This is a genomic window from Plantactinospora veratri (genome assembly GCF_036421995.1).
GTDB classification, from domain to species: Bacteria; Actinomycetota; Actinomycetes; order Mycobacteriales; family Micromonosporaceae; genus Plantactinospora; species Plantactinospora veratri.
In genome coordinates, this window is the sequence record NZ_JAZGQL010000038.1 from 13,756 (window position 1) to 39,592 (window position 25,837).

Below are 25,837 nucleotides of genomic sequence, written 5' to 3' on the forward strand. Positions count from 1 at the left end.
CGGGGTGGCGGGGACGGAGGGGGCCGCACGTATGGTGAGCGGGCTCGGACGGCCGGAGCGTGACAGGACCTCGCGAACCGCCGGGCCGACCCGGCAGGGCGGGGAACCGACGGCAGGTGTCCGAGGGCGCTTCCGGCGCTGCTCCGGGCGCTCCGGCCGAAACCTCGTGATCGGGTCAGGGCGGGGACGCTCGATGCCCACGGTGACGCCCGGCGCCGGCCGATGAGCCGGGACCTTGTGAATTTGTCAAGACCAGGTCACGAAATCTTGCGAAACTTCCTCGCTTTCCAATAAGTTCCTCCAGGCAACAAAAGTATGTCAGCCGGTCTGACGACCTGCCCGGAGGCAACAATGATGTTGATGACGCGGCGCGGCGCCCAGCCGCTGGACGCGCGCGGTTCCCTCTGGCGCCCCGAGGACGGGCGGCCCACGGCGGCTGCCCCCCGCCGGTCCGCCGTACCGGCCCGGACCGGGGAGCGTCGGCGATGAGCTACGCTCCCGTGCTGCTGGAGATGCGCGCGATCACCAAGGAGTTCCCCGGGGTCAAGGCGCTCTCCGACGTCAACCTCGTGGTCCGGCGCGGCGAGATCCACGCGATCGCCGGGGAGAACGGCGCCGGCAAGTCGACCCTGATGAAGGTGCTCAGCGGGGTCTACCCGTACGGCAGCTACTCGGGGGAGATCCGCTACCAGGGCGCGGAGAGCCGGTTCGCCGACATCCGGGCCAGCGAGCAGGCCGGCATCGTGATCATCCACCAGGAACTCGCCCTGGTGCCCGGGATGTCCATCACCGAGAACATCTTCCTCGGCAACGAACCCCGGCGGGCTGGCGCGATCGACTGGAAGAGCGCCAACCGACAGGCGCTGGAGCTGATGGCCCGGGTGGGGCTGCGGGAGGACCCGGACACGCTGATCAAGGACATCGGCGTGGGCAAGCAGCAGCTCGTCGAGATCGCGAAGGCCTTCGCCAAGGACGTCAAGCTGCTCATCCTGGACGAACCGACCGCCGCGCTGAACGAGGCCGACTCCCAGCACCTGCTGGACCTGCTGCGCGGCTTCAAGCAGCGCGGCATCACCTCGATCATCATCTCGCACAAGCTGAACGAGATCGCCGAGATCGCCGACTCGATCACCATCCTGCGGGACGGCCGGACCATCGAGACCCTGGACGTCAAGGCGGACGGGGTGGACGAGGACCGGATCGTCCGGGGCATGGTGGGCCGGGAGCTTTCCAGCCGGTTCCCCGACCACACCCCCAAGATCGGCGAGGTCTTCTTCGAGGTACGGGACTGGACCGTCCGGCACCCCATCTCGGCCGACCGGATGGTGGCCAAGGGTTCCAGCTTCACCGTCCGGCGGGGCGAGATCGTCGGGTTCGCCGGGCTGATGGGCGCCGGCCGCACCGAGCTGGCGATGAGCATCTTCGGCCGCTCGTACGGCGTCTACCAGAGCGGGCAGATCTTCAAGGACGGCCAGGAGATCGTGCTGAAGTCGGTCGCCGACGCCATCAAGCACGGCCTGGCGTACGTCAGCGAGGACCGCAAGTCGCTCGGCCTGAACCTGCTCGACGACATCAAGACCTCGGTGGTCTCCGCCAAACTCTCGAAGATCGTCGAGCACGGTGTGGTCGACCCGGTCCGCGAATACCGGGCGGCGGAGAGCTACCGCAAGAGCCTGCGGGTCAAGGCCCCGAACGTCGACGAGGGCGTCACCAAGCTCTCCGGCGGCAACCAGCAGAAGGTGGTGCTGGCCAAGTGGATGTTCACCGACCCGGACCTGCTCATCCTCGATGAGCCGACCCGGGGCATCGACGTCGGCGCCAAGTACGAGATCTACGGCATCATCCAGCAGCTCGCCGACCAGGGGAAGGGCGTCATCGTCATCTCCTCGGAGCTGCCGGAGCTGATCGGCCTCTGCGACCGCATCTACACGGTCTTCGAGGGCACCATCACCGGCAACATCGAACGGCGGGACGCCGATCCGGAACTCCTCATGAAGCAGATGACCTCAGCGAAGAAGGCGCAGATCCGGTGAGTCGCATAAAGGAACTCCAGAAGTCCCTGTTCGCGGGGACGACATCCAACGCCCGGCAGTTCGGGATGATCTTCACGTTGGTGGCGATCGTCCTGCTGTTCCAGATCCTGACCGACGGGCTGACGCTGAACTCGAGCAACCTGATCTCGCTGGTCAGCCAGTACTCGTACATCCTGATCCTGGCCATCGGGATGCTGATGGTGATCGTCGCCGGCCACATCGACCTCTCGGTCGGCTCGATCGCCGCCTTCGTCGGCATCGTGGTGGCCCGGGCCATGCAGGAGTGGTCGCTGCCCTGGCCGGTGGCGATCCTCTTCGGTCTGCTCGTCGGCGCCGCGATCGGCGCCTGGCAGGGCTTCTGGGTGGCCTACATCGGGGTACCGGCGTTCATCGTCACCCTGGCCGGCATGATGCTGTTCCGGGGCGGCAACCAGTTCATCGGCAGCGCCGACACCATCCCGGTGCCGGAGGGCTTCAAGGTGATCGGCGCCGGCTTCCTGCCGGAGGTCGGTCCGGACACCGGCTACAACAACCTCACCCTGCTGCTCGGCCTGCTCGTCGCGATCGCCGTGGTGGTCCGGGAGTGGAAGGTCCGGCGTACCCGCCGGGAGATGGACGCCGACGTCGCGCCGCTGTGGATCTCGGCCATCCGGGTCGCCGTGCCGGTCGCGGTGATCCTGTACGCGGCCTTCCGGTTCGCCGGCGGCCGGGTCGGTACCAGCTTCCCGATCTCCGGCATCATCCTCGGCGTACTGGTGGTGGTCTACTCGTTCATCACCCGGAACACCGCCGGCGGCCGGCACATCTACGCGGTCGGCGGCAACTCGCGGGCCGCCGAACTCTCCGGCGTCAAGCTCAAGCGGGTCAACTTCCTGGTCATGATGAACATGTCGATCCTGGCCGCGCTGGCCGGCATGATCTTCGTCGCCCGGTCGGCCGCCTCCGGCCCGCAGGACGGCATCGGCTGGGAACTGGACGCCATCGCCGCGGTCTTCATCGGCGGCGCCGCCGTCTCCGGCGGCCTCGGCACGATCAGCGGCTCGATCGTCGGTGGTCTGGTGATGGCCGTGCTCAACAACGGCCTCCAGCTGATGGGCGTCGGCTCGGACCGGGTGCAGATCATCAAGGGCCTGGTCCTGCTGCTGGCCGTCGCCTTCGACGTCTACAACAAGAACCGCGGACGTTTCTCGGTCATCGGATCGGTGACCCGCCCCTTCCGCCGGGAGGCACCCGCCCCGCCGGCGCCCAGCGTCGAGACGGGTCAGGAGCCCGCCAAGACTCCGGTGGCCCGCTGACGGTCACCGCCGGTGGGGCGGAAAACCTCCGCCCCACCCCTCACCACCCTGCAAAGAAGGGCAACCTGCAATGCGTAGATTCCTAACCAGGGGTGTCGCCGCCGGCGCCATCGCCCTGCTGGCCCTCACGGCCTGTTCCGAGCGGTCCGGTGACGGTGGAGCCGAAGCCGGTTCCGAGAAGGGCTTCGCCGCCAACTCGCTGATCGGTGTGGCGCTGCCGGCCAAGACCTCCGAGAACTGGGTGCTCGCCGGTGACCTGTTCACCAACGGGCTCAAGGAGGCGGGCTTCTCCTCCGACGTGCAGTACGCGGGCGCCACCAGCACGGTCGCCGACCAGCAGGCGCAGATCTCGGCGATGGTCACCAAGGGTGCGAAGGTGATCGTCATCGGTGCGACCGACGCCGCGCAGCTCACCACTCAGGTGGAGCAGGCCAAGCAGGCCGGCGCGTACGTGATCGCCTACGACCGGCTGATCAAGAACACCAAGGACGTCGACTACTACGTCGCGTACGACAACTTCAAGGTCGGCCAGCTCCAGGGCCAGGCCCTGCTGGAGGGCATGAAGGCCAAGAAGCCGAACGGCCCGTACACCATCGAGCTCTTCTCCGGCTCGCCGGACGACAACAACTCGGGCGTCTTCTTCGACGGCGCGATGGACGTGCTGAAGAAGGAGATCGACGCCGGCAACGTGGTGGTCGGCTCGGGTCAGACCGACATCAAGCAGACCGCCACCGACGGCTGGAAGGCCGAGAACGCCCAGCGGCGGATGGACTCGCTGCTCACCTCCACCTACAGCAGCAAGACGCTGGACGGTGTGCTCTCCCCGAACGACACCCTGGCCCGGGCGATCCTGACCTCGGTCAAGGGCACCGGCAAGCCGCTGCCGGTGGTCACCGGGCAGGACTCCGAGGTGGAGTCGGTCAAGTCGATCGTGGCGGGCGAGCAGTACTCCACGATCAACAAGGACACCCGGAACCTGGTCAAGGAGACCATCGAGATGGTCAAGGCCCTCCAGGCCGGTAACGAGGCCAAGACCAACGACACCGAGTCCTACAACAACGGTGCCAAGGTCGTCCCGGCCAACCTGCTGGAGCCGCTGATCGTCACCAAGAAGAACGTGGTCGAGGCGTACGCCAACGACCCGAAGCTGGCTCCGCTCACCGCTGGCGCCAAGTAAGCAGCAGTAGCAGCGGGTTGCACCCTCCGGGTCCCCGGGATCGTCGATCCCGGGGACCCGTTCCGCGTTCTCCGGCCCCGACCGGGCCGCTCAGCCGGTGACGACCAGGGTCCGCCCGTCGGGCCGGGCCGGCAGCAGCTCGCCGACCACCGGGTGGCCCGGCAGCTCACCGGCGAGCAGCAGCCCGCCGGAGGTCTGCGCGTCGGCCAGCAGCAGCAACTCGTCCTCGGCGACCCCCGACGCGTCGAGGTGCGGGCGCACCCAGGCCAGGTTCCGCCGGGTGCCACCGCTGACGAAACCATCGGCCAGCGCCGCCCGGGCACCGTCCAGGTACGGTACGGCCGACGCCTGCACCCTGGCGGTCAACCCGGACGCCCGGGCCAGCTTGTGCAGGTGGCCGAGCAGCCCGAACCCGGTCACGTCGGTGCCACACCGGATCCCGGCCGCCACCGCCGCCGCCGAGGCGGCCCGGTTCAGTTCGGTCATCGCCGCCACCGCCTGCCCGAACACCTCGCCGGTCTGCTTGTGCCGGCTGTTCAGCACCCCGACGCCGAGCGGCTTGGTCAGGGTCAGCGGCAGCCCCGCCCGGCCGGCGTCGTTCCGCATCAACCGCTCCGGGTCGGCGATCCCGGTGACCGCCATCCCGTACTTCGGTTCGGGGTCGTCCACACTGTGCCCACCGGCCACGTGACAGCCCGCCTCCCGGGCCACGTCCAGCCCGCCGCGCAGCACCTCGGCGGCGAGGGTCAGCGGCAGCAGCTCCCGGGGCCAGGCCAGCAGGTTCACCGCCACCACCGGGGTGCCGCCCATCGCGTAGACGTCGGAGAGGGCGTTGGCGGCGGCGATCCGGCCCCAGTCGTACGGGTCGTCGACCACCGGGGTGAAGAAGTCGGCGGTCGCCACCACGGCGGTACCCGACTCCAGCCGGACCACCGCCGCGTCGTCGCCGTCGTCGAGCCCGACCAGCAGTTCACCCGGACCGGCCGGCGCGGACGTGCCGACCAGCCCGGCGACCACCTCCTCCAGCTCGCCCGGCGGGATCTTGCAGGCGCAGCCGCCGCCGTGCGCGTACTGAGTGAGTCGATAGCGCTGCCCGGTGGTCATCGGACCATGGTCGCACCCGCCGTCCGTTCCGGCGGTTCAGCCGAAGCGCCAGCGGGTCGCGGTCGACCCGTCGGCGCCGTAGCCGAAGCCGCGCAGCACGGTGACCCGGTAGAAGGCGTACTCGGGTTCGCCCGGCAGTCCGGGATCGCGGACGATGCCGTCGCGGATCGTCAGCTCCCACCGGTATTTCTCCGCGAAGGTGTCGGCGACCTGCCGGAGCAGCGCCGGGTCCCGCAGCCGGACGGCATCGCCCTCCAGCGCGAGGTCCAGGTCGAGGTCGGCGGCGGCGACGCTGAGCGCGCAGGCCGGGGTGCCGGCCAGGTTCCGGCCCTTGCGCGAGCCGGGGCGGGTGGTGAAGCAGGGCGCGTCGTCGGCCCAGACCGGCATCACCGGTGCGACGTGCGGTCGGCCGTCCGGCCGCACGGTCGACAGCCAGCCCTTTGCCGTCGACTCCAACGCCGTCCGGGCCTGGCTCCACGGTCGTACCGTCGCCTCGTCCAGGCTCATCGGTGCCGCGTCCTCGGCCCGGAAGAGCAGTTCGGCGACGGGCGTACGGCCGCTCACGACCGCCCCCGCACCGAATCGACGCCGGCCGTGTCGCTCGGCGCCGCCGGCTCCGCCGGATACTCGTCGTGCAGTTGCCACCACGCGTACGGCTGCCCCTGCGGCCACCCGTCCGGCGAGTCCTCCCAGGTCTCCTGCCGTCCGTACGGAGTGAGGTCGAGGAACGTCCAACCGCTGCCGAGCCGTTCCACTCCTCGGTCGGTGGTGAAGTAGCTGCGGTAGACCTCGGCGCCGTCGCGGAGGAAGACGTTGAGCGCGAATCCGTCGCCCGCGTCCATGTCGTCGGTGAAGTCGCTGTCGGCGCAGGAGTACCAGGGGATCGACCAGCCCATCCGCTCCCGCACCGGCAGGATCTCGGCGAGCGGGCCCCGGGAGACCAGCGCCAGCGAGGTGTCCCGGGCGTGCAGGTGGGCGAGGTGTCCGATGTTGTCGGTGAACATCGCGCAGCCCGAGCAGACGTGGTCGGCGCCGTGCCACATGAAGCAGTAGACGATGAGCTGCCGGCGTCCCTCGAACAGATCCGGCAGCCCCACCGGCCCGTCCGGGCCGACGAACCGGTAGTCCTTGTCGATGCGGACCATCGGCAGCCGGCGCCGCTGCGCGGCCAGGGCGTCCAGCGCCCGGGTCAGTTGTTTCTCCTTGTCGCGCAGCGTGGCCAGGGCGGTCCGCCACTGCTCGGCCGGCACCACCTGAGGTCGGTCCATGATTCCTCCTACGGTGACTTCCCTGAAGAAAGGATGTGGTCCGGCACACTCTAGCCGAAGTCCCTTTTCTGAAGGAAGCCACATCGCCTAGGGTGGTGGCATGCAGCGCACCCGGTTCGCCGAGATGGCCTGCTCGATCGCCCGCACCCTGGACGTCGTCGGAGAGCCCTGGTCCCCGCTGATCCTGCGCGACGTCTACGCCGGGATCACCCGGTTCGACCAGATCCAGCAGGATCTCGGCATCTCCACCAAGGTGCTCGCCGAGCGGCTCCGCTGGTTGGTCGACAACGGTGTCCTCCAGCGGCGGGAGTACTCGAACCGACCACCCCGGTACGAGTACCTGCTCACCGACAAGGGACAGGAACTCTGCGACCTGCTCCTCGTCATGGTCCGCTGGGGTGACCGGTGGACCGCCGGCGAGGCGGGCCCACCCGTGCTGCACCGGCACCGGACCTGTGGGCAGGTCGGTCACGTCGAGCTGAGCTGTTCCGCCTGCGGCGAGCCGATCCGGGCCGCCGACGTCGACCTGCTGCCCGGACCCGGCGCGGTCACCCCGGCCAGCTGACCCGCCCGGCGCGCTCCGATCGCCACCGTCCAGCCCGGCCGGCCGTGGACTTCCCCGGGCGGCTGGAGATCAGGTGTGGTTAAGTGCCGGGTGAACGGGTTTCTACAGCGAGGTGGGAATGGACGGGGCGGTCGATCCTCGGCGTCGGGTGCCACGCACCGACGTGCTGCTCGCCGACCCCCGGCTGGCCACCGCCGAGGCGACCGTCGGTCGGGTCCGGCTCAAGGCCGTGCTCGGCGCCGCCCAGGACCGGGTCCGGCGCGGCGAGATCCCGCCGGAGGAGGTCGTCCCGGCCACCCTGGCCGCACTGCCGACCACCGCCGCCGGGCTGCGCCCGGTGCTCAACGCCACCGGCGTGGTGCTGCACACCAACCTCGGCCGGGCGCCGCTGTCGGCGGCGGCCGTCGACGCGGTGGTCGCGGCGGCCGGGCACACCGATGTGGAACTCGAGCTGCGGACCGGGCGGCGGGCCCGCCGGGGCCGGGGCGCGCTGGCCGCGCTCGCCTCGGCGGTGCCGGCGGCCGGGGCGGTGCACGTGGTCAACAACGGCGCCGCCGCCCTCGCGCTGGTCGCGACCGCGCTGACCGCCGCCTTCCGGCCCGACGGGGAACCGGCCGGCCGGGAGATCGTGGTCAGCCGGGGCGAGCTGGTGGAGATCGGCGACGGGTTCCGGCTGCCGGACCTGCTGGCCAGCACCGGGGCGACGCTGCGGGAGGTGGGCACCACCAACCGGACCTCGCTGGCCGACTACGCGGCGGCGGTCGGACCGGGTACCGCCTTCGTGCTCAAGGTGCACCCGTCGAACTTCGTCGTCCGGGGCTTCACCGCGGCCGTACCCGTCGAGGAGCTGGCCACCCTCGGCGTACCGGTGGTGGTGGACATCGGCTCCGGGCTGCTGGCGCCGGACCCGCTGCTGCCGGCCGAGCCGGACGCCGCCACCGCGCTGCGGGCCGGCGCGGCGCTGGTCACCGCGAGCGGCGACAAGCTGCTCGGCGGGCCGCAGGCCGGGCTGCTGCTCGGCGACGCCGACCTGGTCGAGCTGCTGCGCCGGCATCCACTGGCCCGGGCACTGCGGGTGGACAAGCTGACCCTCGCCGCGCTGGAGGCGACCCTGACCGGCCCGGAGACCCCGACCTGGCGGGCACTGCGGGCCACCCCGGCCGCGCTGCGGCTGCGCACCGAGCGGCTCCGCGACCAGCTCGCGGCCGACGGGCTGAAGGCCGAGGTGGTCGCCACCGACGCCGTCGTCGGTGGCGGCGGGGCGCCGGAGGTCACCCTCGACTCGTGGGCCCTCGCCCTCCCCGAGGAGTACGCCAAACCGCTGCGCCTCGGCGACCCGCCGGTGGTCGGCCGGCTCGAACGGGGCCGGCTCCTGCTCGACCTGCGCTGCGTACCCGCCGACCGGGACGAGACGGTGCGGGCCGCCGTCGCCCGGGTACCCCCGGGCTGGCGGGAGACCTGACGTGCAGGTCGTCGCCACCGCCGGACACGTCGACCACGGCAAGTCCACCCTGGTCCGGGCGTTGACCGGGATGGAGCCGGACCGCTGGGCGGAGGAGCGGCGCCGGGGCATGACCATCGACCTCGGCTTCGCCTGGACGGCACTGCCGTCCGGGACGGTACTCGCCTTCGTGGACGTACCCGGGCACGAGCGGTTCGTCCCCAACATGCTCGCCGGGGTCGGTCCGGCGCCGGCCGCGCTCTTCGTGGTCGCCGCCGACGAGGGCTGGATGCCGCAGTCGGCCGAGCACCTGGCCGCGCTGGACGCGCTCGGGGTCCGGCACGGGCTGCTGGTGGTGACCCGGACCGACCTGGCCGATCCCGCCGTCGCCACCGAACTGGCACTCGCGGAGATCGCGGCCACCTCGCTCGGCGCGGTCGAGGCCGTCGCGGTCAGCGCGACCACCGGGGCGGGGCTGCCGCAGCTGCGCGCCGCCCTGGACCGGCTCGCCGCCCGGCTGCCGGTACCGGAGCCGAGCGGCCCGGTGCGGCTCTGGGCGGACCGGGCGTTCACCGTCCGGGGCAGCGGCACGGTGCTGACCGGCACCCTCGGCGGGGGAGTGCTGCGCACCGGTGACGAGCTGGAGCTGACCGGCACCGGAGCACGGGTCCGGATCCGGGGCCTACAGACCCTGGGTACCCAGGTGTCCGAGGTGGCCGGGGTGGCCCGGGTCGCGGTCAACCTGCGCGGGGTGGCCCGGGAGCAGGTCGGCCGGGGCGACGCGCTGCTCACCCCGGGACGGTTCCAGCAGACCGACCTGGTCGACGTCCGGCTAGCCGGCGACCCGGTGGCCGAGCTGCCGGCGGAGGTCACCCTGCACGTCGGCTCCGCCGCGGTGACCGCCCGGGTACGCCCACTCGGCGTCGACACCGCCCGGCTGCGGCTGGACCGGCCGCTGCCGCTGCGCATCGGTGACCGGGCGTTGCTGCGCGATCCCGGCCGGCGGCACGTGGCCGGCGGGGTGACGCTGCTCGACGTCGTACCGCCGAGGTTGGGCCGGCGGGGCGCGGCGGCCGACCGGGCGGTGGTGCTGGCCGGGCTGGACGGCCGCCCCGACGAGGCGGCAGAGCTGGCCCGGCGTGGCCTGGCCCGCCGGTCCGAGCTGGAGCGGATGGGCGTGACGGTGACGACCGCACCCGTGGCCGGGGACTGGCACGCCGACCCGGTGCGCTGGCGGGAACTGGGGCGGCGGCTGGTCGACGAGGTGACCCGCTGGGCGCGGGCGCATCCGCTGGAGCCCGGGGTGCCGGTCGAGACCGCACGCCGGCTGCTGGACCTGCCGGACCGGGCCCTGGTCGAGGCCCTGGTCGCGGCGCCGCTGGTGGCCCGGGACGGCCGGATCGGCTCGGGCGGGGCGGCCGGCACGCTGCCCGAGCAGGTCGCCCGGGCGGTACGCCGGGTCGGCGCGGAGCTGGCCGAGCGGCCGTTCGTGGCTCCGGAGGCGGCCCGGCTGGCCGAGGTCGGGCTCGGGCACCGGGAGATCGGCGCGGCGGTACGCGCCGGTGCGCTGCTCAAGCTCGCCGACAACGTCGTCCTGCTGCCGGACGCCCCCGATCGGGCGATCCGGGTACTCGCCGAGCTGCCGCAGCCGTTCACCCTCAGCACCGCCCGGCAGGCCCTCGGTACGACCCGGCGGGTCGCGGTGCCGCTGCTCGAACTGCTGGATCGGCGCGGCGTCACCCGTCGGCTGCCGGACGACGCCCGGATCGTGCTCGGCGACCCGGCCCGGTCGTAGCCGCGACCCGGCCCGGTCGTAGCCGCGACCCGGCCCGGTCGTAGCTTGCCGTCGGCAGCACCCACCGGGCGTGCCGCCCCGGCTAGGTGATGCCGGGCGTGCCGCCGGGCTCGCGGACGGTGACCACGTCGGCGATGACGACTCCGAGCAGGACGAGCAGGACGGCCACGGCGACGACCAGCGGCGGCAGCAGGACCATTGTCGGTGCCATCGTGACCAGTACCCCGATCCCGACCAGCCAGGGGCGGGCCACTCGGACGAAGACCTCGTGTCCGAGCAGGATCCGGCCGGCGAGGAAGAGCGTGGGACCGCCGACGATCACCGCGACCCAACCGCCGGGAGTGTCCTCCATGGGATGCCGGATGATCAGCTCGTCGCCGACGGTGGTGAGGACGACGCCGGCCACCATGATCAGGTGGGCGTATCCGGCCCACTTGGTCTCCCGACCGGGGTCGGCGGAACCGATGATGGCGCTGCCCAGCTTCTCCCGGGCCCGGTAGAAGTAGATCCACCAGAGCAGTACCGTGCTGGTGAACGAGACCAGCACGGCGGCGGCCTGCTCCGGGGCGTAGTTGGTGCTCCGTACCGTGCGGGCGGTGATCACCACGCTCTCGCCGAGGGCGATGATGATGAACTGGCGGTACCGCTCGGCCAGGTGTTCGCCGGCGGTGTTCCACTCCCAGGCCGGCGAGCGGCCGATCCACGGGGTGGGCCAGCGCACCACCGGCCCCAGGTAGTCCATGGCCAGGGCGGCCGTCCAGAGCAGCAGCCGGGGTGTGCCGGAGACGAAGACCCCGGCGAACCAGAGCGCCCCGGAGAGACTGAACCAGAAGATCCCGCGCAGCGGGCGGTTCCGCAGCCGGTGGTCCCGCAGGATCACCGCGAGGACCGTGCTGCGGAACAGGTGGATGCCGACGTAGGAGGAGACGAAGAGCAGGGCCCGGCCGTTGAACGCCTCGGGCAGCGCGGTCGAGATCAGCAGGCTGCCGAGCATGATCGTGATGACCACCAGCTGGACGGCGGGCCGGCGCGAGTCCAGGGTGTCGGTGGCCAGGTTGGTGTAGGACCACACCCACCAGATCGCCAGCAGCAACAGAAGCGTCTGGTAGGCGCCGAGTGGGTTCAGCTTCATGATCAACGCTTCGGCCAGCCGGGCCAGCATGAAGACGAAGACGAGGTCGTAGAAGAGCTCCACCGGAGTGGCCCGCTGTGGATGGCTCGGGTCGCGGATCAGCGTGGAGTGTCTGCCCGTCGCCATCGGCCGCCCGATCTCCCAACCCGCCGCACCCGGGCCGCCGGCTACCGTCCTGACCTGCGTCAACCCGCCGTACCCCTCGCTGTCGAAGCAGTCGTACCACGGCCGACCGGTCCGGTTCGCGGCTTCAGGCCGGTACGGCCGCCCCGACGTCGCGTCACAGGTGTTCGGCCACCCGAGTTGATGACGCCGAGCAGTCGGCTCGGGTGTCCTCGAACAGCACCGTGCCGCCCCGGCTGCCGTCCTCCGGCCCGAGGTCGATGATCCCGTCGGGATTCTCGATCACGTCGAGGCCGTGCTCGACGGACCGGGGTCGGTCAGCTCCGGAGCGCGGCGAGCAACTGCGCCCGACGGGCGACCCGGGCCGGGTCACGAGCCGGGGCCACCCAGCCGAGCACCTGGTAGGCGGCCCGGACCGGGTCGCGGAAGAGCGCCGCCAGCACCGCCAGCCCGGCCGCGTGGCGCAGGAACGCCTGCTGCCGCTGTGCGTCCGTCATCCGGCCCCGCTGGGTCGGCAGCGCCAGCGAGTCGCCGGCGACGCCGGCCTGGCAGGCCAGCTCGCGCAGCAGCAGACCGAGCGCCGAGTCGTCCGGCACGCCGCGCGTGCCGCCCCGGTCCACCTCGGCCAGCGCCTCCGCCACCACCGGCTCCACGGTGATCCCCGCTTCGTCGGCACGCCGCCGCGCCTCGGCCGCCACCACCCGGCGCAGCAGCTCGGACCGGGCGGAGGTGATCGCGGTCAGCAGCTCGTGGTCGTCGCGCAGCATCCAGCTCGGCAGCTCGGGCGGATCCGCGAGCAGCGGGACCAGCCGGCCGGTGGTCAGCGGCCCGGTCAGCCGGTCGGCGTCGAGGTGCACGCCGGTGACCAGGTCGGCGAGGCGCAGTCCGGCCTCCAGCCCGGCGCTGGACCAACCGGCGTCGCCGCTGTCCGGCAGGCCCACCCGGCGCATCAGCGGCACCAGGGCGTCGGGCTCCTCGCCCCAGCGCCGTACCGGCGAACTCGGGTCGAACCCGGTACGCAGTACGCCGTGCACGGCGTGGGTGAACCGCCGGTTGCCGTTGACGTTGGTGTAGACCGACACCGCCTCGGTACCGGCGGAGACGGCCCGCAGCACCTCGGTCCGGCTCCCCTCGAAGCCGTTCTCCTCCAGCACGAAGACCCAGCCGTCGAGTCGGCCGGCCAGCACGAGATGGTCGAACGGCAGCTCGTCGGCCTCGTCGAGCCCGGCCAGCGACCGGAGGCTGGTCGGGTCGACGCCGAACCGGCGCAGCACCGCCTCCTCGTCCGGGTCCCGGACGAAGGTCAGGCAGAACGCCTCACGGAGGTCGTGCTCGTCGAGCCACTCGTAGCCGGCCATGCCGCTCCCGTCCCGTCGCTGCCACCACACCCGCTGCCACGGCACCCGCCGGTGTCGCATCCCGATCGCCTGCGAGCCAACCCCGGGGGTACGACAGAATCCGCCGGACGTTACCGGGGACGGCACTACGGTGAGGGGCATGGACCCATCCGCCATCTGGCGGGACAAGAACCACCGCTGGCGGATCGAGGCGGTCCACGCTCCCGACCTGCGGTTCGCCGTCTACGCCACCAACGGCACCACCGAGTCCGCACCGCTGTGGCTGTACGGCATGCCGGCGCTGGCCCGCTGGCTGATGATCCAGAACATCGAACTCGGCGATCTGGAGGCGGAAGACCTCTGAGCCGTGCCGAGGAGTTCCGGGCCCGGCCGCCGACCCGCGCACCGGTCGTAGTTTTCCTTCTTGACCAACCAATGTGATGTAGGTAACTTCCGAGGCACGTTCCCTGCCCGCACCCTCGCCCCGGGAGGCCGCCGTGCACCGCAGAAGGTTCCTCGCCAGCACCGCCGCCGTGAGTGCCCTGGGCGCCACCGCCGGCACCCTCGACGGCGGCGCCGCCTCCGCCGCCCCCGACACCGGGGCCGACCGCTCCGGGGCGGGCGGGCACGGCGGCGGCGGGCATGGTCGGCGGGTCAGCACCGGGCTGGACGTGCTGGTCGACTCCCGGTTCACCGTACTCGCCGGTCAGCGGGTCGCGGTGCTCTCCAACCCGACCGGTGTGGACGCCCGCTACCGCCACCTGGTCGACCTGATGCACGCCTCCGGCCGGGTGCGGCTCACCGCCGCCTTCGGGCCGGAACACGGCTTCCGGGGTTCCGCACAGGCCGGTGGCAGCGAGGGGACCGGGATCGACGCCCGGACCGGCATCACCGTCTACGACGCGTACGGCGCCTCGCAGGCGAAGTGGGGCGAACTGATCACCCAGGCCGGGGTCGACACGATCGTCTTCGACATCCAGGACGTGGGCGCCCGCTTCTACACCTACATCTGGACCCTCTACGACTCCATGGTCGCCGCCGCCCGGCTCGGCCGCCGGTACGTCGTACTCGACCGGCCCAACCCGATCGGCGGGCGGGCGTACGGGCCGATGATGACCACCCCGTTCACCTCCGGCGTCGGCAAGAAGGAGATCGTGCAGCAGCACGGCATGACGGTCGGCGAACTGGCCCGGTTCTACAACGGCGAGTTCCTGCCGGCCGAGGCGGGCCGGCCGGTCGACCTGACGGTGGTCAGGTGCCGGGGCTGGCGGCGCGGCGACTTCGCCGTGCACACCGGAGTGCCGTGGGTGATGCCCAGCCCGAACATGCCGACCCCGGACACCGCCCTGGCCTATCCCGGCACCTGCATGTTCGAGGGGGTCGCGTCGATGACCGAGGGGCGGGGCACCACCCGGCCCTTCGAGCTGGTCGGCGGCCTGGCCACCGACTTCGACTACCACCTGGTGGACCGGCTCGTCGCCCGGGACCTGCCCGGGGTCGAGTTCCGGGAGGCGTACTTCTCGCCGACCGCCGCCGGGCAGAAGCCGGACCTGCTCAACAAGCTCTGCGCCGGCGTGGAGGTGAAGGTCACCGACCCGGCCCGGTTCGACCCGGTCCGGACCGGGGTGGCGATGCTGGTCGAGTCGCACAAGTACCCGGCGTTCGCCTGGCGGGCGGACGCCTGGGACGCCGCCCGGCCGTACTGGATCGACAAGCTCACCGGCTCCACCCGGCTGCGGACCATGATCGACGCCGGGGCGGACGTGTCGGACGTGGTCGGGGCCTGGTCGGCCGAGCTGGCGGAGTTCGACCGGCGGCGGCGGCCCTACCTGCTCTACTGAGCCGTCGACCTCACAGCCCGGCGCACGGCTGGTCGCCCACGGCGCAGCTCGTCGGCCGCTTCTGGGTGAGCGTGGTGTCGCGCTCGACCTCGAACCGGATCGTCGCCGACCGGTTCGCCGCCAAGGGGGCCCCGGTGAAGGTGACCTGCTGCTCCTCCTGCCGGTAGCTCGCCGCCCCGGTGGCGCTCGCCACCTGGGCGCCGCCGGAGAGCGTGATCACCACCGTCCACCGGGTCGCGGTGGCGTCGCCGTCGTTGGTCACCACCACCTCGCCCTGATAGCCGAGGAGCCGGCTCGACACCGTGCTGTAGCTGGCGGTCAGCCTCGGCTGGCCCGGCTTCGGCGGTGCGGGGGTGGCGGCCGGTGACGTCCGGCGGGGTGTCGCGCCGGGCCGGGCCGGCCGGCTGGGCTGGACCGGGGTGGCCGCGCCGGCCGGGGTCCGGGCGACCGGGGCGGTCGTACCCGGCGGGGTGCTCGGTGCGGCGCTGCCGACGGTGGCCGCCGCACCGGGCGGCGCGTCGCCGCCCCGGCCCCGGGTCAGGCCGGCGACCACGACCACCGCGCCGACCGCCAGGGCCAGCACGGCCAGCGCGGCGCCGAGCCGGCGCCGGGACCGCCGGTCCGGTCCGGCCCGCCCGGCCGGCACCGCGGTGATGATCTGGGTCGGTCCGGGGAGGTCCACCTCCCGGAAGGCCAACCAGTCGAGTACGGCCGGCAGCCGGGTGTCGAGCAGTCGCTGGTAGCACTCCTCGCGCCCGGCCGGGTCGGCGGGTAGCCAGGGCTCCTCGTCGTCGCTCTGCACGACGGTCAGCCGGCAGCCCTCGGCGGTGGGGGTCAGCTGGCACTCCAGCCGGGTCGGCCGGCCCTCCTCGGGCCAGCGCAGCACCATCCGGTGTGGCCGGTCGACCTCGATCAGTTCGATGACGATCAGCTCGTCGAGTTCGGGCAGGTCCACGGGGCGCAGCTCGAACCGGCTGATCGACGTGGGTCGTGGTTCGATCGAGGCGAACCACTTCGGCAGCAACTCGCGGTCGGTGAGGGCCCGCCAGACCCGCTCCGGGGGATGGCGCAGCTCGACCGTGGTCCGGATTTCGGTCACGGCGGAACTGTACGGCCATCGGCCGTGCCGGATTTCCCTGCCCCGCCGGGGTGCGGCCGCGCGGGTCGCACCCCGGCACGGCAGGTCGGGAGCCGACCTTCGACCGGTCACCGGATCGCGGCTTGTTGGCCGTTTCGGGAAGATGAACGCTCTGTCGTAATTAGTATGGTTTGCGTGAAAAACAAGGGACTGCGGACCCTGCTGTCGATCGGCGCCGCGCTCGCCGTCATCTACTTCGGCAGCACCGGACAGGAGGGGGAGGGAGGCAGAGTCACCAACACCGTCCTACTGCTGGCGGTCGCCGCCGGCCTGACCGTCTGGTACCTGACCAGGCCCACCTCGGGCAAGCCGGTGAGCTGATCGGGCCGGCCCCGGCTCGCCCCGATCCGGCCGGCGGAACAGCCTGCCAACGGGCGGCGGATCAGCGCGTCAGCGGTCGGTGGGACAGCGCGTCAGCGGGCGGCGGCCGCCCTGGTCAGCTCGCCGATCGACTGCTGGCCGAGGGAGACCCGGACCAGCGCAGAGGCGAGCCGTGGGAAGTCGGCGCCGCCGACCAGGGCGGCCAGCTTGTCCGGTGTGGACGGCAGACCGAGCCGGCCGGCCGCGTTCACCGCCCGACGGTCGGCGTACGGGCGGAGTCCCGGCCAGACCGCCTGCGCCTCCCGGAGGAAGATGTCCGCCCCGGTCGGCCCGATGCCCGGAAACCGGGTCAGCTCGCGGCGGAGTGCGCCCCGGTCGTCACCCGCCTCCCGGTGCAACCGCCGCAGGTCGCCGTTCCAGCGCTCCAGGCACAGTCGTGCCCCGTTGCCCAGCATCGTCGCGGTCCGTTCGTCGTAGCGCCGGTAGTGCCCCCGACCCAGCGCGTCGACCCGGTCCTGCCAACTGAGCGCATCCGTGCCCTGCGGGGTACGGCAGCCGGCGGCGAAGAGTTCCCGGGCGGCGGCCACCGCCACACCCGCCCGGATCCGGGTACTGAGCAGCGTGGTCAGCAGCAGCAACTGGTAGAGCGGGCCGGGCCGGTCGGCGAGCCGGATGCCCGCCTCCTCGGCGTACGTGCGGCCCTGCCGGTCCAGCAGTACCCGTACCAGTGCGCGGTCACGGTTCATCTCGTCCGGTTACCCGCGCAGCCGCCGCACGCACCGGGGCGGCCGACCGAATGGCGGCACCCGGACCGGGTATTCCCCCGTCGGGTACCCGGTCGTACGTGACCCGCCCGGCGGGCGAGCCGGACGGTTGCGAACCCCCGGGGCACCCCGCCGGCCGGCGGACCACCGTCGGCCGGCGCCCACCATCATGGCGGGACGGAAGGGGACGGCGATGACGAACGTGCGACGGCCGACCGCGCACCGGCGTCACCGGGCGCGACGTAGCTGGCCGAGCGTGGCGACGGCGGCCACCCCGTACGCGAGGTGCGGCACGATGTCGGAGAGCCAGTCCGTCCGGCTCCACCGTCGTGGATCGGTCAGGCCCAGCGCCGTCAACGTGCCGTCGGACGCCAGCATGACTCCGGCACCGAACAGCCCGGCCGCCACCGGTCCGGGGAGGCGACGCAGCCCGACGACGGTGAGCGCCGCCCCGGCGAGTACTCCGGTGGCGTAGCCGAGCAGGGGCCCGAGGCCCGAGCGGCGGTTCGCCGCCCGGTCCTCGGGCCCCAGACCGATGTGCAGCAGTTCGGTCAGCCGCTGGGCGCTCTCCTCCGGGGTGGTACTGGCCGGTCGTGCCCGCAGCGCCATGTCGAGGTAGGTGACCACGTTCAGCGCCACGCTGCCGACCGCACCGGCGATCGCCCCGTCCACCGCGTCGACGACCGGGCCATCCGGTGCCGGCCGGTCCAGGAGGCTGGCGAGGGCGGTCGAGCTGGTCACTTCGGCTCTCCCGGGCCGCGCTCACCCTTGGGGCCGAGCCCTCGTTCACCCCGGACGAAGCCCCGCCGGCCGCGCTCCTCCTGGAGATACCGGTTCGCGGTGTCGTCGGCCTTGCCGTCGTTGGTTCGGCGACCGGAGTCGTCGATGCGTTTGCGCAGCCGCGCACGTTCCACGTCGTACGCGTTGCTGCCCGGTCGTGGTCCTGGCATGGGCTGCCTCCCGTCGTGTCGGCGCCGTCCCGGCTGGTCTACCCGCCCGGCTCCGGGCCATTCACGCAGCGTGACGGCCATACCCGACGCCCCGGCCGCCCGCGTAATCTCGCAGTGCGGTCTGCGGTGGGCCGGCGCGACCGATCGGACATATGGGACGATCGACGAATGCTGCCCGCCTGCCCGGCAACGTGCCGGAACACCGCGGGTGGGTGGTTGCCGGCCGACGGAGCAGACGGAACGGGTACGGGTGAGCGGCTCATGCGTGACGTGCTGGACGAACTGGACCGGTGGTGGCGAGCGGGCGAGCCGGTCGGAATGGCGACGGTCGTCGCGACGTGGCGCTCCGCGCCCCGCCAGGCGGGTGCCACCATGCTGGTCGGCCCGGACGGCGCCGCCGTGGGCAGTGTCTCGGGCGGCTGCGTCGAGGGCGCCGTCTACGAGCTGACCCGGGAGGTCACCGCCACCGGAGAGCCGGCGCTGCAACGGTACGGAGTCACCGACGACGACGCGTTCGCGGTCGGTCTCACCTGCGGGGGCGTGCTCGACGTCTACGTCGAGCGGGTCGACCCGACCGGATTCGGCGAGTTCGCCGAGGTGGCGGCGTCGATCCGGGCCGGCGAACCGGTGGCCGTGCTGACCTGCGTGTCGGCCGGAGCTACCGACCCGGCCGGGCGGCTCGGCCGGCGCCTGGTGGTCTGGCCGGACCGCACCGCCGGATCGCTCGGCAGCGAACGGCTGGACGCGGCGGCCACCGACGACGGCCGGGGGCTGCTCGCGACCGGCCGTACCGGCACGCTCCGGTACGGCTACCACGGAGAACGTCGCGGTGACGACCTGCTGCTCTTCGTCGCGGCGTACGCCGCCCCGCCCCGCATGATCGTGTTCGGGGCGATCGACTTCGCCGCCGCCCTGGCCCGGATCGGCGCCTTCCTCGGCTACCGGGTGACGGTCTGCGACGCCCGCCCGGTCTTCGCCACCCAGCGCCGGCTGCCGGACGCCCACGAGGTGGTGGTCGACTGGCCGCACCGCTACCTGCGGGCCGAGGCGGAGGCCGGCCGGGTGGACGGGCGCACCGTGGTCTGCGTACTGACCCACGATCCCAAGTTCGACGTGCCGGTGCTGGAGGTGGCGCTGCGGCTGCCGCTCGGCTACGTCGGCGCGATGGGCTCGCGGCGTACCCACGACGACCGGCTGGCCCGGCTGCGCGCCGCCGGCCTCTCCGCGACGGAGCTGGGGCGGCTCTCCTCGCCGCTCGGGCTCGACCTGGGCGCCCGTACTCCGGAGGAGACCGCGGTCAGCATCGCCGCCGAGGTGGTCGCCGGCCGGTGGGGTGGCACCGGGAGCCCGTTGTCGGCACTGGCCGGCCGGATCCACCACGAGGTGCCGGCACCCGACGAGGCGGCCCCGGTCGGCTGAGCCCGGACCGTGGACCTCGCCAGCGTCCACGGCGGCTCGAGATCCCGCCGCGCGCCGACGACGGGCTCAGAACGCGGCGGCCAGGGTGACCAGGCCGGTGGCGACCAGCACCGCCGCCCAGAGCCGGTCCAGGTTGAACCAGGCCCGGCGCAGGATCCCGGTGCCCAGCACCTCGTAGACCAGCAGCGCGCAGCCGGCCGCCACCGCGAACATCGTTGTGGTGTGCACTCCGGCGGCGGCCAGCCCGGTCAGCGCGCCGGCCGAGGCCCCGGCCAGGTGGCCGCCGTGCCCCGGGTCGACCGGTGCCGGACCGGCCAGGAGCACGGGCAGCAGCATCAGGCCGGCGCCGTGCGCGGAGGAGACCAGGAACGACCAGCCGGCGAGCTGGGCCAGGGAGAGTCGCATCCCCACCCAGCGGAAATGCCGGCGGGAGAGCATCCGCCACAGCCCGAACCCGACCAGCAGGGCACCGGTCGACACCGCCAGTACGGTGCTGGCCAGTACCGATCGGGTCGCGGTGACCAGGCTGGCCAGTACGGCGACCGAGGCGCCGTGCCCGGCCGCGATCGCCGGCAGCGCCCCGAACAGGGCCGCCCGGCGGCGCTCCTGCAAGCCGCGGGCGACCGCGAACAGCCAGCCCATGGCCGGGTTGAGCCCGTGGAACGCGCCGAGTGCGACCAGTCCGGCGAGTTGGGTCCAGCTCACCCGAAGCAGTACGAGTCGGAGGAGGCGTCGCCGCCCTGCAGGCGGGTCTGGTGCACGCGCAGCCCCCGGAAGTCCTCGCCGTGCGGGAAGAACCGGGGGTCGAGGGCGATCCCGCCCCGCTCGGTGTCGACGTCCAGCTTGGCCTGCCAGGCACCGACCCCGTCCGGATAGAACTGGTCGTCCCAGGCGCCGTAGAGCGAGTTGGTCAGGTAGACCCGCCGGCCGTCCCGGCTCACCTCCACCATCTGCGGCCCGCCGGCCAGCGGCAGCTCCGGCCGGGCCGGGTGGGCGGCGCGTCCGACGATCCCGCCGAGGCGTACCGCGCCGGTCTGCACGGGGTGGAACGGGTCGCTGACGTCGTACTGGCGCAGCTCGCCGGTGCCCCAGCAGGAGACGTAGAGGAACCGGTCGTCGACCGAGAGGTCGATGTCGGTGACCAGCGGGGGTACCGCGCCGAACGGCTTGAGCAGGTCGGGCAGGAGTTCCGGGTCGGCGGGCTCGGCCGGTATGTCGATCACCCGGGTGGCGGCCCAGCGCTCGCCGTCGCGGTGCCAGACCCAGATCGACGCGGAGAGGTCCTCGACGTTGATCACCACGCCGACGAAGCCGTACGTCTTCGTCGGGTCGTGCGCGGGTCGCAGCTCCAGTGGCATCTGGTACTGGTCGCCGAGGTCGACGGTCTGCACGTGCCGCCGCCGGCGCAGGTCCCAGAAGTGCAGGGCGTGCCCGTACTTCCGGCCGAGCAGGAGTTCGCCGACGATACCGTCCTCGATCATGCTCGGGGTGCCCCACTCGGAGCTGACCAGCACGTCCTGGTTGAGGTGCCACCAGAAGTCGTACGCCAGGAACTGCGGGCCCCGGTCGGCCTCCCAGCCGCCGCGTACCTCGAAGGTGTCGTGGTCGAGCACGGCGATCCCGCCGGGTCCGTCGGCGCCGTGCGCGCCGCCGAGCGCCGAGACGTAGATCCCGTCCGGACCACAGTGCACGGTGTGCGGCCGGGAGTAGCCGGCGCCGTCGGCCAGTTCCTTCGGCTCCAGCACCTTGACCACCTCGGGCCGGGTCGGATCGACCCCGGTGTCCAGGACGTGGATCCGGGACGAGCGGAGCCCGGGCACGATCAGGTAGCGGCGCTCGACGTGCGGGTGCGGTGCGGTCGGGCAGAGCGCGCTGCTGCACGCGTTCCAGCCGAAGTGGTGCAGCTCGTCACCGGTGTAGGGCAGGTCCGTCCAGCCCACCACCGTGCCGTAGCCGGGGGAGTCCGGGTCGACGTCCACCACGGCGATCGCGTCGGGTCGTCGGGCGGTCCGGTCGAAGGCGGCGACGTAGGCCAGTTTCTCCGGTGGCGCCTCGGCGGCGTCCCGGGGCGAGGCGTAGAAGGTCGGGTCCGGAGTCCATCTGGTCATGACTTCTCCTGTCCACGGTCGACCCGGCAGGCGCATCCCCAGTAAACCTATCGGAATATGCCGATATCCCGGAAGGGCTCGGCTGTCGGGGCCCGGCTCTAGCGGCGGACGTCGATCCTCTGGTAAAAATTCCTTCAATCTCTCCTGGACTCTTCAAAGAAACCTTCAACCCCCGCTTCCCTGGAGGTCCATGTGACCGGCAACCCGCTCTCCCGCCGCGACGTCGTACGCGGCGCGGTCTTCCTCGGCGTCGGCGCCGCGACCGGCGGCCTGTCGAGCATCGGCGCCGCCCCGGCGCTGGCCGCGCCCGACGAGACCGCCGCGCTGGCGGTACCCGTCCCCACCATCGCGAGCTGTGCCACCTGGGGCGCCCGGTCGCCGGGCTCGCTCAGCGTGATCTCGTCCTCGCCCGACAAGATCGTCATCCACCACACCGCCGGGGCGAACACCACCAACTACACCCAGGCGGCGGCCTTCACGATGGCCCGCAACATCCAGAACTTCCACATGAACGACAACGGCTGGTCCGACTCCGGGCAGCACTTCACGATCAGCCGGGGCGGCTACATCATGGAGGGCCGGCACAACAGCCTGTCCCGGCTGCGCGCCGGCAGCGGCATGGTGGTCGGCGCGCACTGCCCGGGCCAGAACGACAAGGGCATCGGGATCGAGAACGAGGGCACCTACACCAGTGCCACCCCGACGGCCGCGCTCTACGACAGCCTGGTGCAGTTCTGCGCGTACGTCTGCGACCAGTACGGCATCGCCGCGTCCCGGATCTACGGGCACCGGGACTACATCGCCACCGCCTGCCCCGGAAACGTGCTCTACGGCATGCTCCCGCAACTGCGTGCCGACGTCGCCGACGCGCTCGACGGGGGCAGCACCCCGCCACCGGCCTTCAGCGCGATCGTCGACAACACCACCGGTGGCCGGTTCACCGCCAGCGCCAACTGGCTGACCTCGACGTACTCCACCGAGCGGTACGGCGCCGACTACCGGTACGCCGACCCGGCCGCGGTCAGCGACGTGGCGTACTACAAGGTGAACATCCCGGCCGAGGGGACGTACCGGATCGACGCCTGGTATCCCGGCATCGCCGGCTACAACACCGCCACCCCGTACATCGTGCTGGCCAAGAGCGGCAACCAGACGGTGGTGGTGGACCAGAGCACCGGTGGCGGCGCCTGGCGCTCGCTGGGCACCTTCACCCTGACCGCCGGGGACAAGAACGTGGTGGGGGTGAGCCGGTGGAGCGGTGCCGCCGGGTACGTGATCGCCGACGCCGTACGGGTCACCCGGGTCTGAGCTGCCCCGTGCCGTCCCTGCCCGATACCCGCCGGAGCGCATCATCGGCCTGCCGGCGGGTATCGGCGTACCGGACACCGGCTACGGGGGTGGGGGAGTGCGGTACGACGAGTTCGTCGCGAAGGTGCGCGACCGTGGCGAGTACGCCGATCCGGCGGAGGCGGAACGGGTCACCCACCTGGTGCTGGGCATTCTCGCCCAGCGGCTGACCCCGGACGAGGCGGAGGACCTGGCCGCGCAGTTGCCCGGCCCGCTGGCCGCCACCCTGATCTCGGCCGGGCAGGGTGCCGCGGGCGCGTTCGGCGCGCGGGAGTTCCTCGGCCGGGTGGCCACCGGGGCCGGAGCGAGCGCCCGGACCGCCGAGTGGGACGCCAGCGCGGTGCTGTGCACCCTGGCCGAGGCCGTCTCCGGCGGCGAACTCAACGACGTGCTGACCCAGCTCCCGTCCGGGTACGCCCCGTTGTTCGGCCGCGCCGGACTCAGCGGCTGACGCCAGCCCGCACCGTTTCGACCATCCCGCCCCGCTGCCCCCGGAGCCTAGCCGCCAAGCTAGCATCCTAGGATGCAGTACGCGAGGTGCCGCCGGTCACACCCACTGAACGGAAAGCGAAAGCACCGGACACGGACGGCCGGAGCAAAATCGGGCCGGATATAGTGGCACGGCAATTGAGCAGCCACGGGAGCCGAAAAGGATGTTCCCGGGGCTGCGGCAGACGCCGTCGCTCGTCCGGAGTCCATCAGGTTCCCGGGGGAGAGGTCGGTCAGAGCGCGCCCCGGTTTCTGGACCGTCCTCCGCCATCGCGCGGACGCCGGGCCGTGGCGCGGAGGGAGGTTCGGTGTCGCGTCGGCCGGCGCGGGCGGATGACGCCCAGCCAACCGGTGACGCCGCCGCCGGGCCTGACGGCTCGACGGGGCGGATCCTCACCGTCCCCAACCTGATCAGTTTCGTGCGGCTGCTCGGTGTGCCGCTCTTCCTCTACCTCTTCCTGGTCGCCGAGGCGCCCGGGGCCGCGGTGGTCGTCCTCGCGGTGGGCGGCCTCAGTGACTGGGTCGACGGCTTCGTCGCCCGGCGACTGCGTCAGGTCAGCCGGCTCGGCGAGCTGCTCGACCCGGTCGCCGACCGGCTCTACATCCTGGCCACCCTGGTGGCGTTGACCGTACGCGACGTGGTGCCGTGGCAGTTCACCGTCGCGCTGCTGGCCCGGGATGTCGTGATGACCGCCAATCTGGGCGCGCTGCGGCTGCACGGTCACCGCCCGCCGCCGGTGCACTATCTGGGCAAGACGGCGACGTTCGTACTCCTGGCCGCTTTTCCGGTGCTGCTGCTCGCGGCTACGGTGCCCGGGGCGACTACCGTCGCCGGGGCGATCGGTTGGGGGCTGGCGCTGTGGGGACTGGGCCTGTATTGGCTGGCCGGCGGGCTCTACCTGATCCAGGCGGTCCGGCTGATCCGGGCGACCCGGTCGGCGCGGGCGGAGGTGGGATGACCGGGCAGGGCAGGCGGACGTACGCGGCGGATTTCCTCACCGAGCTGTTCCAGAACCCGCTCGATCCGGGCTACGCCGACGCGGCCGAACGTCGCCGACGCAGCGCACCGGCGACCGGGTGGCGCCGGTCGACGCCCCGGGCGGTGACCCTGGTGACGCTGCTGGTGCTGGGGCTGCTGCTGGCGGTGGCATACCGCCAGACGGTGGCGGCAGAGCCGAGTCGCAGCAAGGCGCGGGCCGGGCTGGTGGCGCAGATCAAGCAGCGGGAGGCGGAGAACGCCGCGCTGACCGAGCGGGCCGACCGGCTGCGTGCCGAGGTGCTTCGGCAGCGGGACGCCGCGCTCTCCGGCAGTGCGGCGGCGAACCTGCGGAACCTGGAGGCGGCGACCGGGCTGGGCCGGGTGCGCGGCGACGGTCTGGTGGTGCGGGTCGCGGACGCGCCGGAGGAGGCGGACGCGGTCACGGGTGCCGGTGGGGCGAATCTCGGCCGGGTGCTCGACCGGGATCTCCAGGACGTCGCGAACGCGTTGTGGAGCGGCGGGGCGGAGGCGGTCTCGATCAACGGGCAGCGGTTGACCGCCACCTCGACGATCCGGGCGGCGGGTGGTGCGATCCTGGTGGATTTCAAGCCGGTGATCGGCCCGTACGAGGTCTCCGCGATCGGTGCCGGGCAGTTGGAGCGGCGGTTCCGGGACAGCGCGGCGGCCCGGTTGCTGGAGAGCGTCTCCGAGGAGCACGGGATGTCGTTCGAGTTCCGTAGGGTCGACGACCTGACCCTGCCGGCCGCGACGGAGCCGCGGCTGCGCTATGCCACGCCCTCGCCGGAGCCGACGCCGACGCCGTCGGGGTCGTCGGCGAGTGGCGGGGGTTCCCCGAGTCCGCTTGGAGGCGGCCGATGATCGCTGTGCTCGCGTTGCTCGCCGGGGTGTTGCTCGGCGTCTGGTTGGATCCGACGGTTCCGTCGGCGCTCCAGCCTTACCTGCCGATCGCCGTGGTGGCGGCGTTGGACGCGGTGTTCGGCGGGGTGCGGGCGAAGCTCGACGGGATCTTCGACGACAAGCAGTTCGTGATTTCGTTCATCTCGAACGTGCTGGTTGCCGGGATCATCGTCTACCTCGGTGACCAGCTCGGTGTCGGTGGCCAGTTGTCCACGGGTGTCGTGGTGGTGCTCGGTGTCCGGATTTTCGGCAACGTGGCGGCTATTCGCCGGCACCTGTTCCGGGCGTAGGTT

27 protein-coding genes are annotated in these 25,837 nt (G+C 72.5%); 15 read left to right on the top strand and 12 right to left on the bottom strand.

Annotation, left to right across the window (positions count from 1 at the left end):
* Positions 1-485: 485 nt before the first annotated feature.
* The 3 genes from mmsA to V1634_RS33860 all read left to right on the top strand — a co-directional run bounded on the left by mmsA (position 486) and on the right by V1634_RS33860 (position 4,505).
* The gene (gene mmsA / locus V1634_RS33850; protein ID WP_331211711.1) at positions 486-2,033 is read left to right on the top strand and encodes a multiple monosaccharide ABC transporter ATP-binding protein; all 1,548 of its coding nucleotides are present in this window, start codon (positions 486-488) and stop codon (positions 2,031-2,033) included.
* Positions 2,030-3,328, top strand: coding sequence for a multiple monosaccharide ABC transporter permease (mmsB, locus tag V1634_RS33855; protein ID WP_331211712.1), 1,299 nt, complete (start codon positions 2,030-2,032; stop codon positions 3,326-3,328). Before mmsA ends, mmsB begins: the two co-directional genes overlap by 4 nt.
* Positions 3,329-3,398: 70 nt before the next feature.
* On the top strand, positions 3,399-4,505 hold the full coding sequence (locus tag V1634_RS33860; RefSeq protein WP_331211713.1) for a sugar-binding protein: 1,107 nt from the start codon (positions 3,399-3,401) through the stop codon (positions 4,503-4,505).
* Positions 4,506-4,595: 90 nt separating this feature from the next.
* Here V1634_RS33860 and selD read toward each other — a convergent pair whose 3' ends face one another.
* From selD to V1634_RS33875, 3 genes are read right to left on the bottom strand one after another with little or no spacing between them, the layout of a single operon-like run.
* The gene (gene selD, locus V1634_RS33865; RefSeq protein ID WP_331211714.1) at positions 4,596-5,609 is read right to left on the bottom strand and encodes a selenide, water dikinase SelD; all 1,014 of its coding nucleotides are present in this window, start codon (positions 5,607-5,609) and stop codon (positions 4,596-4,598) included.
* A 36-nt stretch (positions 5,610-5,645) separates the two neighbouring features.
* Positions 5,646-6,173 carry a pyridoxamine 5'-phosphate oxidase family protein gene (locus V1634_RS33870; RefSeq protein ID WP_331211715.1) on the bottom strand — a complete coding sequence of 176 codons (528 nt, stop codon included), beginning with the start codon at positions 6,171-6,173 and terminating at the stop codon, positions 5,646-5,648.
* Complete coding sequence (locus V1634_RS33875; protein ID WP_331211716.1) at positions 6,170-6,877, bottom strand: DUF899 domain-containing protein; 708 nt, start codon at positions 6,875-6,877, stop codon at positions 6,170-6,172. Before V1634_RS33875 ends, V1634_RS33870 begins: the two co-directional genes overlap by 4 nt.
* A gap of 100 nt (positions 6,878-6,977) precedes the next feature.
* Between V1634_RS33875 and V1634_RS33880 the strand changes: the two genes are divergently transcribed.
* The 3 genes from V1634_RS33880 (at position 6,978) to selB (ending at position 10,678) form a co-directional block, all read left to right on the top strand.
* Positions 6,978-7,442: a winged helix-turn-helix transcriptional regulator gene (locus tag V1634_RS33880; RefSeq protein ID WP_331211717.1), complete on the top strand. Its 465-nt coding sequence runs from the start codon at positions 6,978-6,980 to the stop codon at positions 7,440-7,442.
* Positions 7,443-7,560: 118 nt separating this feature from the next.
* A complete protein-coding gene (selA, locus tag V1634_RS33885; RefSeq protein WP_331211718.1) occupies positions 7,561-8,904 on the top strand; it encodes an L-seryl-tRNA(Sec) selenium transferase in 1,344 nt (447 codons plus the stop codon).
* 1 nt (position 8,905) lies between these two features.
* Positions 8,906-10,678: a selenocysteine-specific translation elongation factor gene (gene selB / locus V1634_RS33890; RefSeq protein WP_331211719.1), complete on the top strand. Its 1,773-nt coding sequence runs from the start codon at positions 8,906-8,908 to the stop codon at positions 10,676-10,678.
* 82 nt (positions 10,679-10,760) lie between these two features.
* Here selB and V1634_RS33895 read toward each other — a convergent pair whose 3' ends face one another.
* The 3 genes from V1634_RS33895 to V1634_RS33905 form a co-directional block, all read right to left on the bottom strand.
* Positions 10,761-11,936, bottom strand: a complete 1,176-nt coding sequence (locus V1634_RS33895) for a low temperature requirement protein A (protein WP_331211720.1) — start codon at positions 11,934-11,936, stop codon at positions 10,761-10,763.
* A 154-nt stretch (positions 11,937-12,090) separates the two neighbouring features.
* Entirely contained in the window at positions 12,091-12,219 is a 129-nt protein-coding gene (locus V1634_RS33900) for an excinuclease ABC, A subunit (RefSeq protein WP_331211721.1), read from the bottom strand.
* A 31-nt stretch (positions 12,220-12,250) separates the two neighbouring features.
* Positions 12,251-13,351, bottom strand: coding sequence for a DUF6461 domain-containing protein (locus V1634_RS33905; protein ID WP_331211722.1), 1,101 nt, complete (start codon positions 13,349-13,351; stop codon positions 12,251-12,253).
* A gap of 79 nt (positions 13,352-13,430) precedes the next feature.
* Here V1634_RS33905 and V1634_RS33910 point away from each other — a divergent pair, with 79 nt between their 5' ends.
* Positions 13,431-13,634, top strand: coding sequence for a hypothetical protein (locus tag V1634_RS33910; RefSeq protein WP_331211723.1), 204 nt, complete (start codon positions 13,431-13,433; stop codon positions 13,632-13,634).
* 133 nt (positions 13,635-13,767) lie between these two features.
* Positions 13,768-15,111, top strand: coding sequence for an exo-beta-N-acetylmuramidase NamZ family protein (locus tag V1634_RS33915; RefSeq protein ID WP_331211724.1), 1,344 nt, complete (start codon positions 13,768-13,770; stop codon positions 15,109-15,111).
* A gap of 10 nt (positions 15,112-15,121) precedes the next feature.
* Here V1634_RS33915 and V1634_RS33920 read toward each other — a convergent pair whose 3' ends face one another.
* The gene (locus V1634_RS33920; protein ID WP_331211725.1) at positions 15,122-16,210 is read right to left on the bottom strand and encodes an SRPBCC domain-containing protein; all 1,089 of its coding nucleotides are present in this window, start codon (positions 16,208-16,210) and stop codon (positions 15,122-15,124) included.
* Between the two features lie 174 nt (positions 16,211-16,384).
* Between V1634_RS33920 and V1634_RS33925 the strand changes: the two genes are divergently transcribed.
* A complete protein-coding gene (locus V1634_RS33925; protein WP_407951904.1) occupies positions 16,385-16,570 on the top strand; it encodes a hypothetical protein in 186 nt (61 codons plus the stop codon).
* Between the two features lie 92 nt (positions 16,571-16,662).
* Here the strand turns inward: V1634_RS33925 and V1634_RS33930 are convergent, their stop codons facing one another.
* The 3 genes from V1634_RS33930 to V1634_RS33940 form a co-directional block, all read right to left on the bottom strand.
* On the bottom strand, positions 16,663-17,316 hold the full coding sequence (locus V1634_RS33930) for a hypothetical protein (RefSeq protein WP_331211726.1): 654 nt from the start codon (positions 17,314-17,316) through the stop codon (positions 16,663-16,665).
* A 246-nt stretch (positions 17,317-17,562) separates the two neighbouring features.
* A complete protein-coding gene (locus V1634_RS33935) occupies positions 17,563-18,006 on the bottom strand; it encodes a hypothetical protein (RefSeq protein WP_331211811.1) in 444 nt (147 codons plus the stop codon).
* Positions 18,007-18,071: 65 nt separating this feature from the next.
* A complete protein-coding gene (locus tag V1634_RS33940; protein WP_101365921.1) occupies positions 18,072-18,284 on the bottom strand; it encodes a phosphatidylethanolamine-binding protein in 213 nt (70 codons plus the stop codon).
* Between the two features lie 261 nt (positions 18,285-18,545).
* On the opposite strand from V1634_RS33940, the gene V1634_RS33945 reads away from it, so the two are divergent.
* Positions 18,546-19,703 carry an XdhC/CoxI family protein gene (locus tag V1634_RS33945; RefSeq protein WP_331211727.1) on the top strand — a complete coding sequence of 386 codons (1,158 nt, stop codon included), beginning with the start codon at positions 18,546-18,548 and terminating at the stop codon, positions 19,701-19,703.
* A 66-nt stretch (positions 19,704-19,769) separates the two neighbouring features.
* On the opposite strand, the gene V1634_RS33950 is transcribed toward V1634_RS33945, so the two are convergent.
* Together V1634_RS33950 and V1634_RS33955 are read right to left on the bottom strand one after the other, a co-directional pair.
* Positions 19,770-20,408 (bottom strand): hypothetical protein, encoded by a 639-nt coding sequence (locus tag V1634_RS33950; RefSeq protein WP_331211728.1) that lies wholly within the window; start codon positions 20,406-20,408, stop codon positions 19,770-19,772.
* Entirely contained in the window at positions 20,405-21,811 is a 1,407-nt protein-coding gene (locus V1634_RS33955) for a selenium-binding family protein (protein ID WP_331211729.1), read from the bottom strand. Before V1634_RS33955 ends, V1634_RS33950 begins: the two co-directional genes overlap by 4 nt.
* Positions 21,812-22,003: 192 nt before the next feature.
* Here V1634_RS33955 and V1634_RS33960 point away from each other — a divergent pair, with 192 nt between their 5' ends.
* From V1634_RS33960 to V1634_RS33980, 5 genes are all read left to right on the top strand, one after another.
* Positions 22,004-23,119: a golvesin C-terminal-like domain-containing protein gene (locus tag V1634_RS33960; protein ID WP_331211730.1), complete on the top strand. Its 1,116-nt coding sequence runs from the start codon at positions 22,004-22,006 to the stop codon at positions 23,117-23,119.
* Positions 23,120-23,216: 97 nt separating this feature from the next.
* A complete protein-coding gene (locus V1634_RS33965; RefSeq protein WP_331211731.1) occupies positions 23,217-23,609 on the top strand; it encodes a DUF2267 domain-containing protein in 393 nt (130 codons plus the stop codon).
* Between the two features lie 346 nt (positions 23,610-23,955).
* Positions 23,956-24,606, top strand: coding sequence for a CDP-alcohol phosphatidyltransferase family protein (locus tag V1634_RS33970; protein ID WP_407951905.1), 651 nt, complete (start codon positions 23,956-23,958; stop codon positions 24,604-24,606).
* On the top strand, positions 24,603-25,505 hold the full coding sequence (locus V1634_RS33975; protein WP_331211732.1) for a DUF881 domain-containing protein: 903 nt from the start codon (positions 24,603-24,605) through the stop codon (positions 25,503-25,505). Before V1634_RS33970 ends, V1634_RS33975 begins: the two co-directional genes overlap by 4 nt.
* On the top strand, positions 25,502-25,834 hold the full coding sequence (locus V1634_RS33980) for a small basic family protein (RefSeq protein ID WP_107255823.1): 333 nt from the start codon (positions 25,502-25,504) through the stop codon (positions 25,832-25,834). The genes V1634_RS33975 and V1634_RS33980 overlap by 4 nt, the downstream gene beginning before the upstream one ends.
* Positions 25,835-25,837 lie beyond the last annotated feature (3 nt).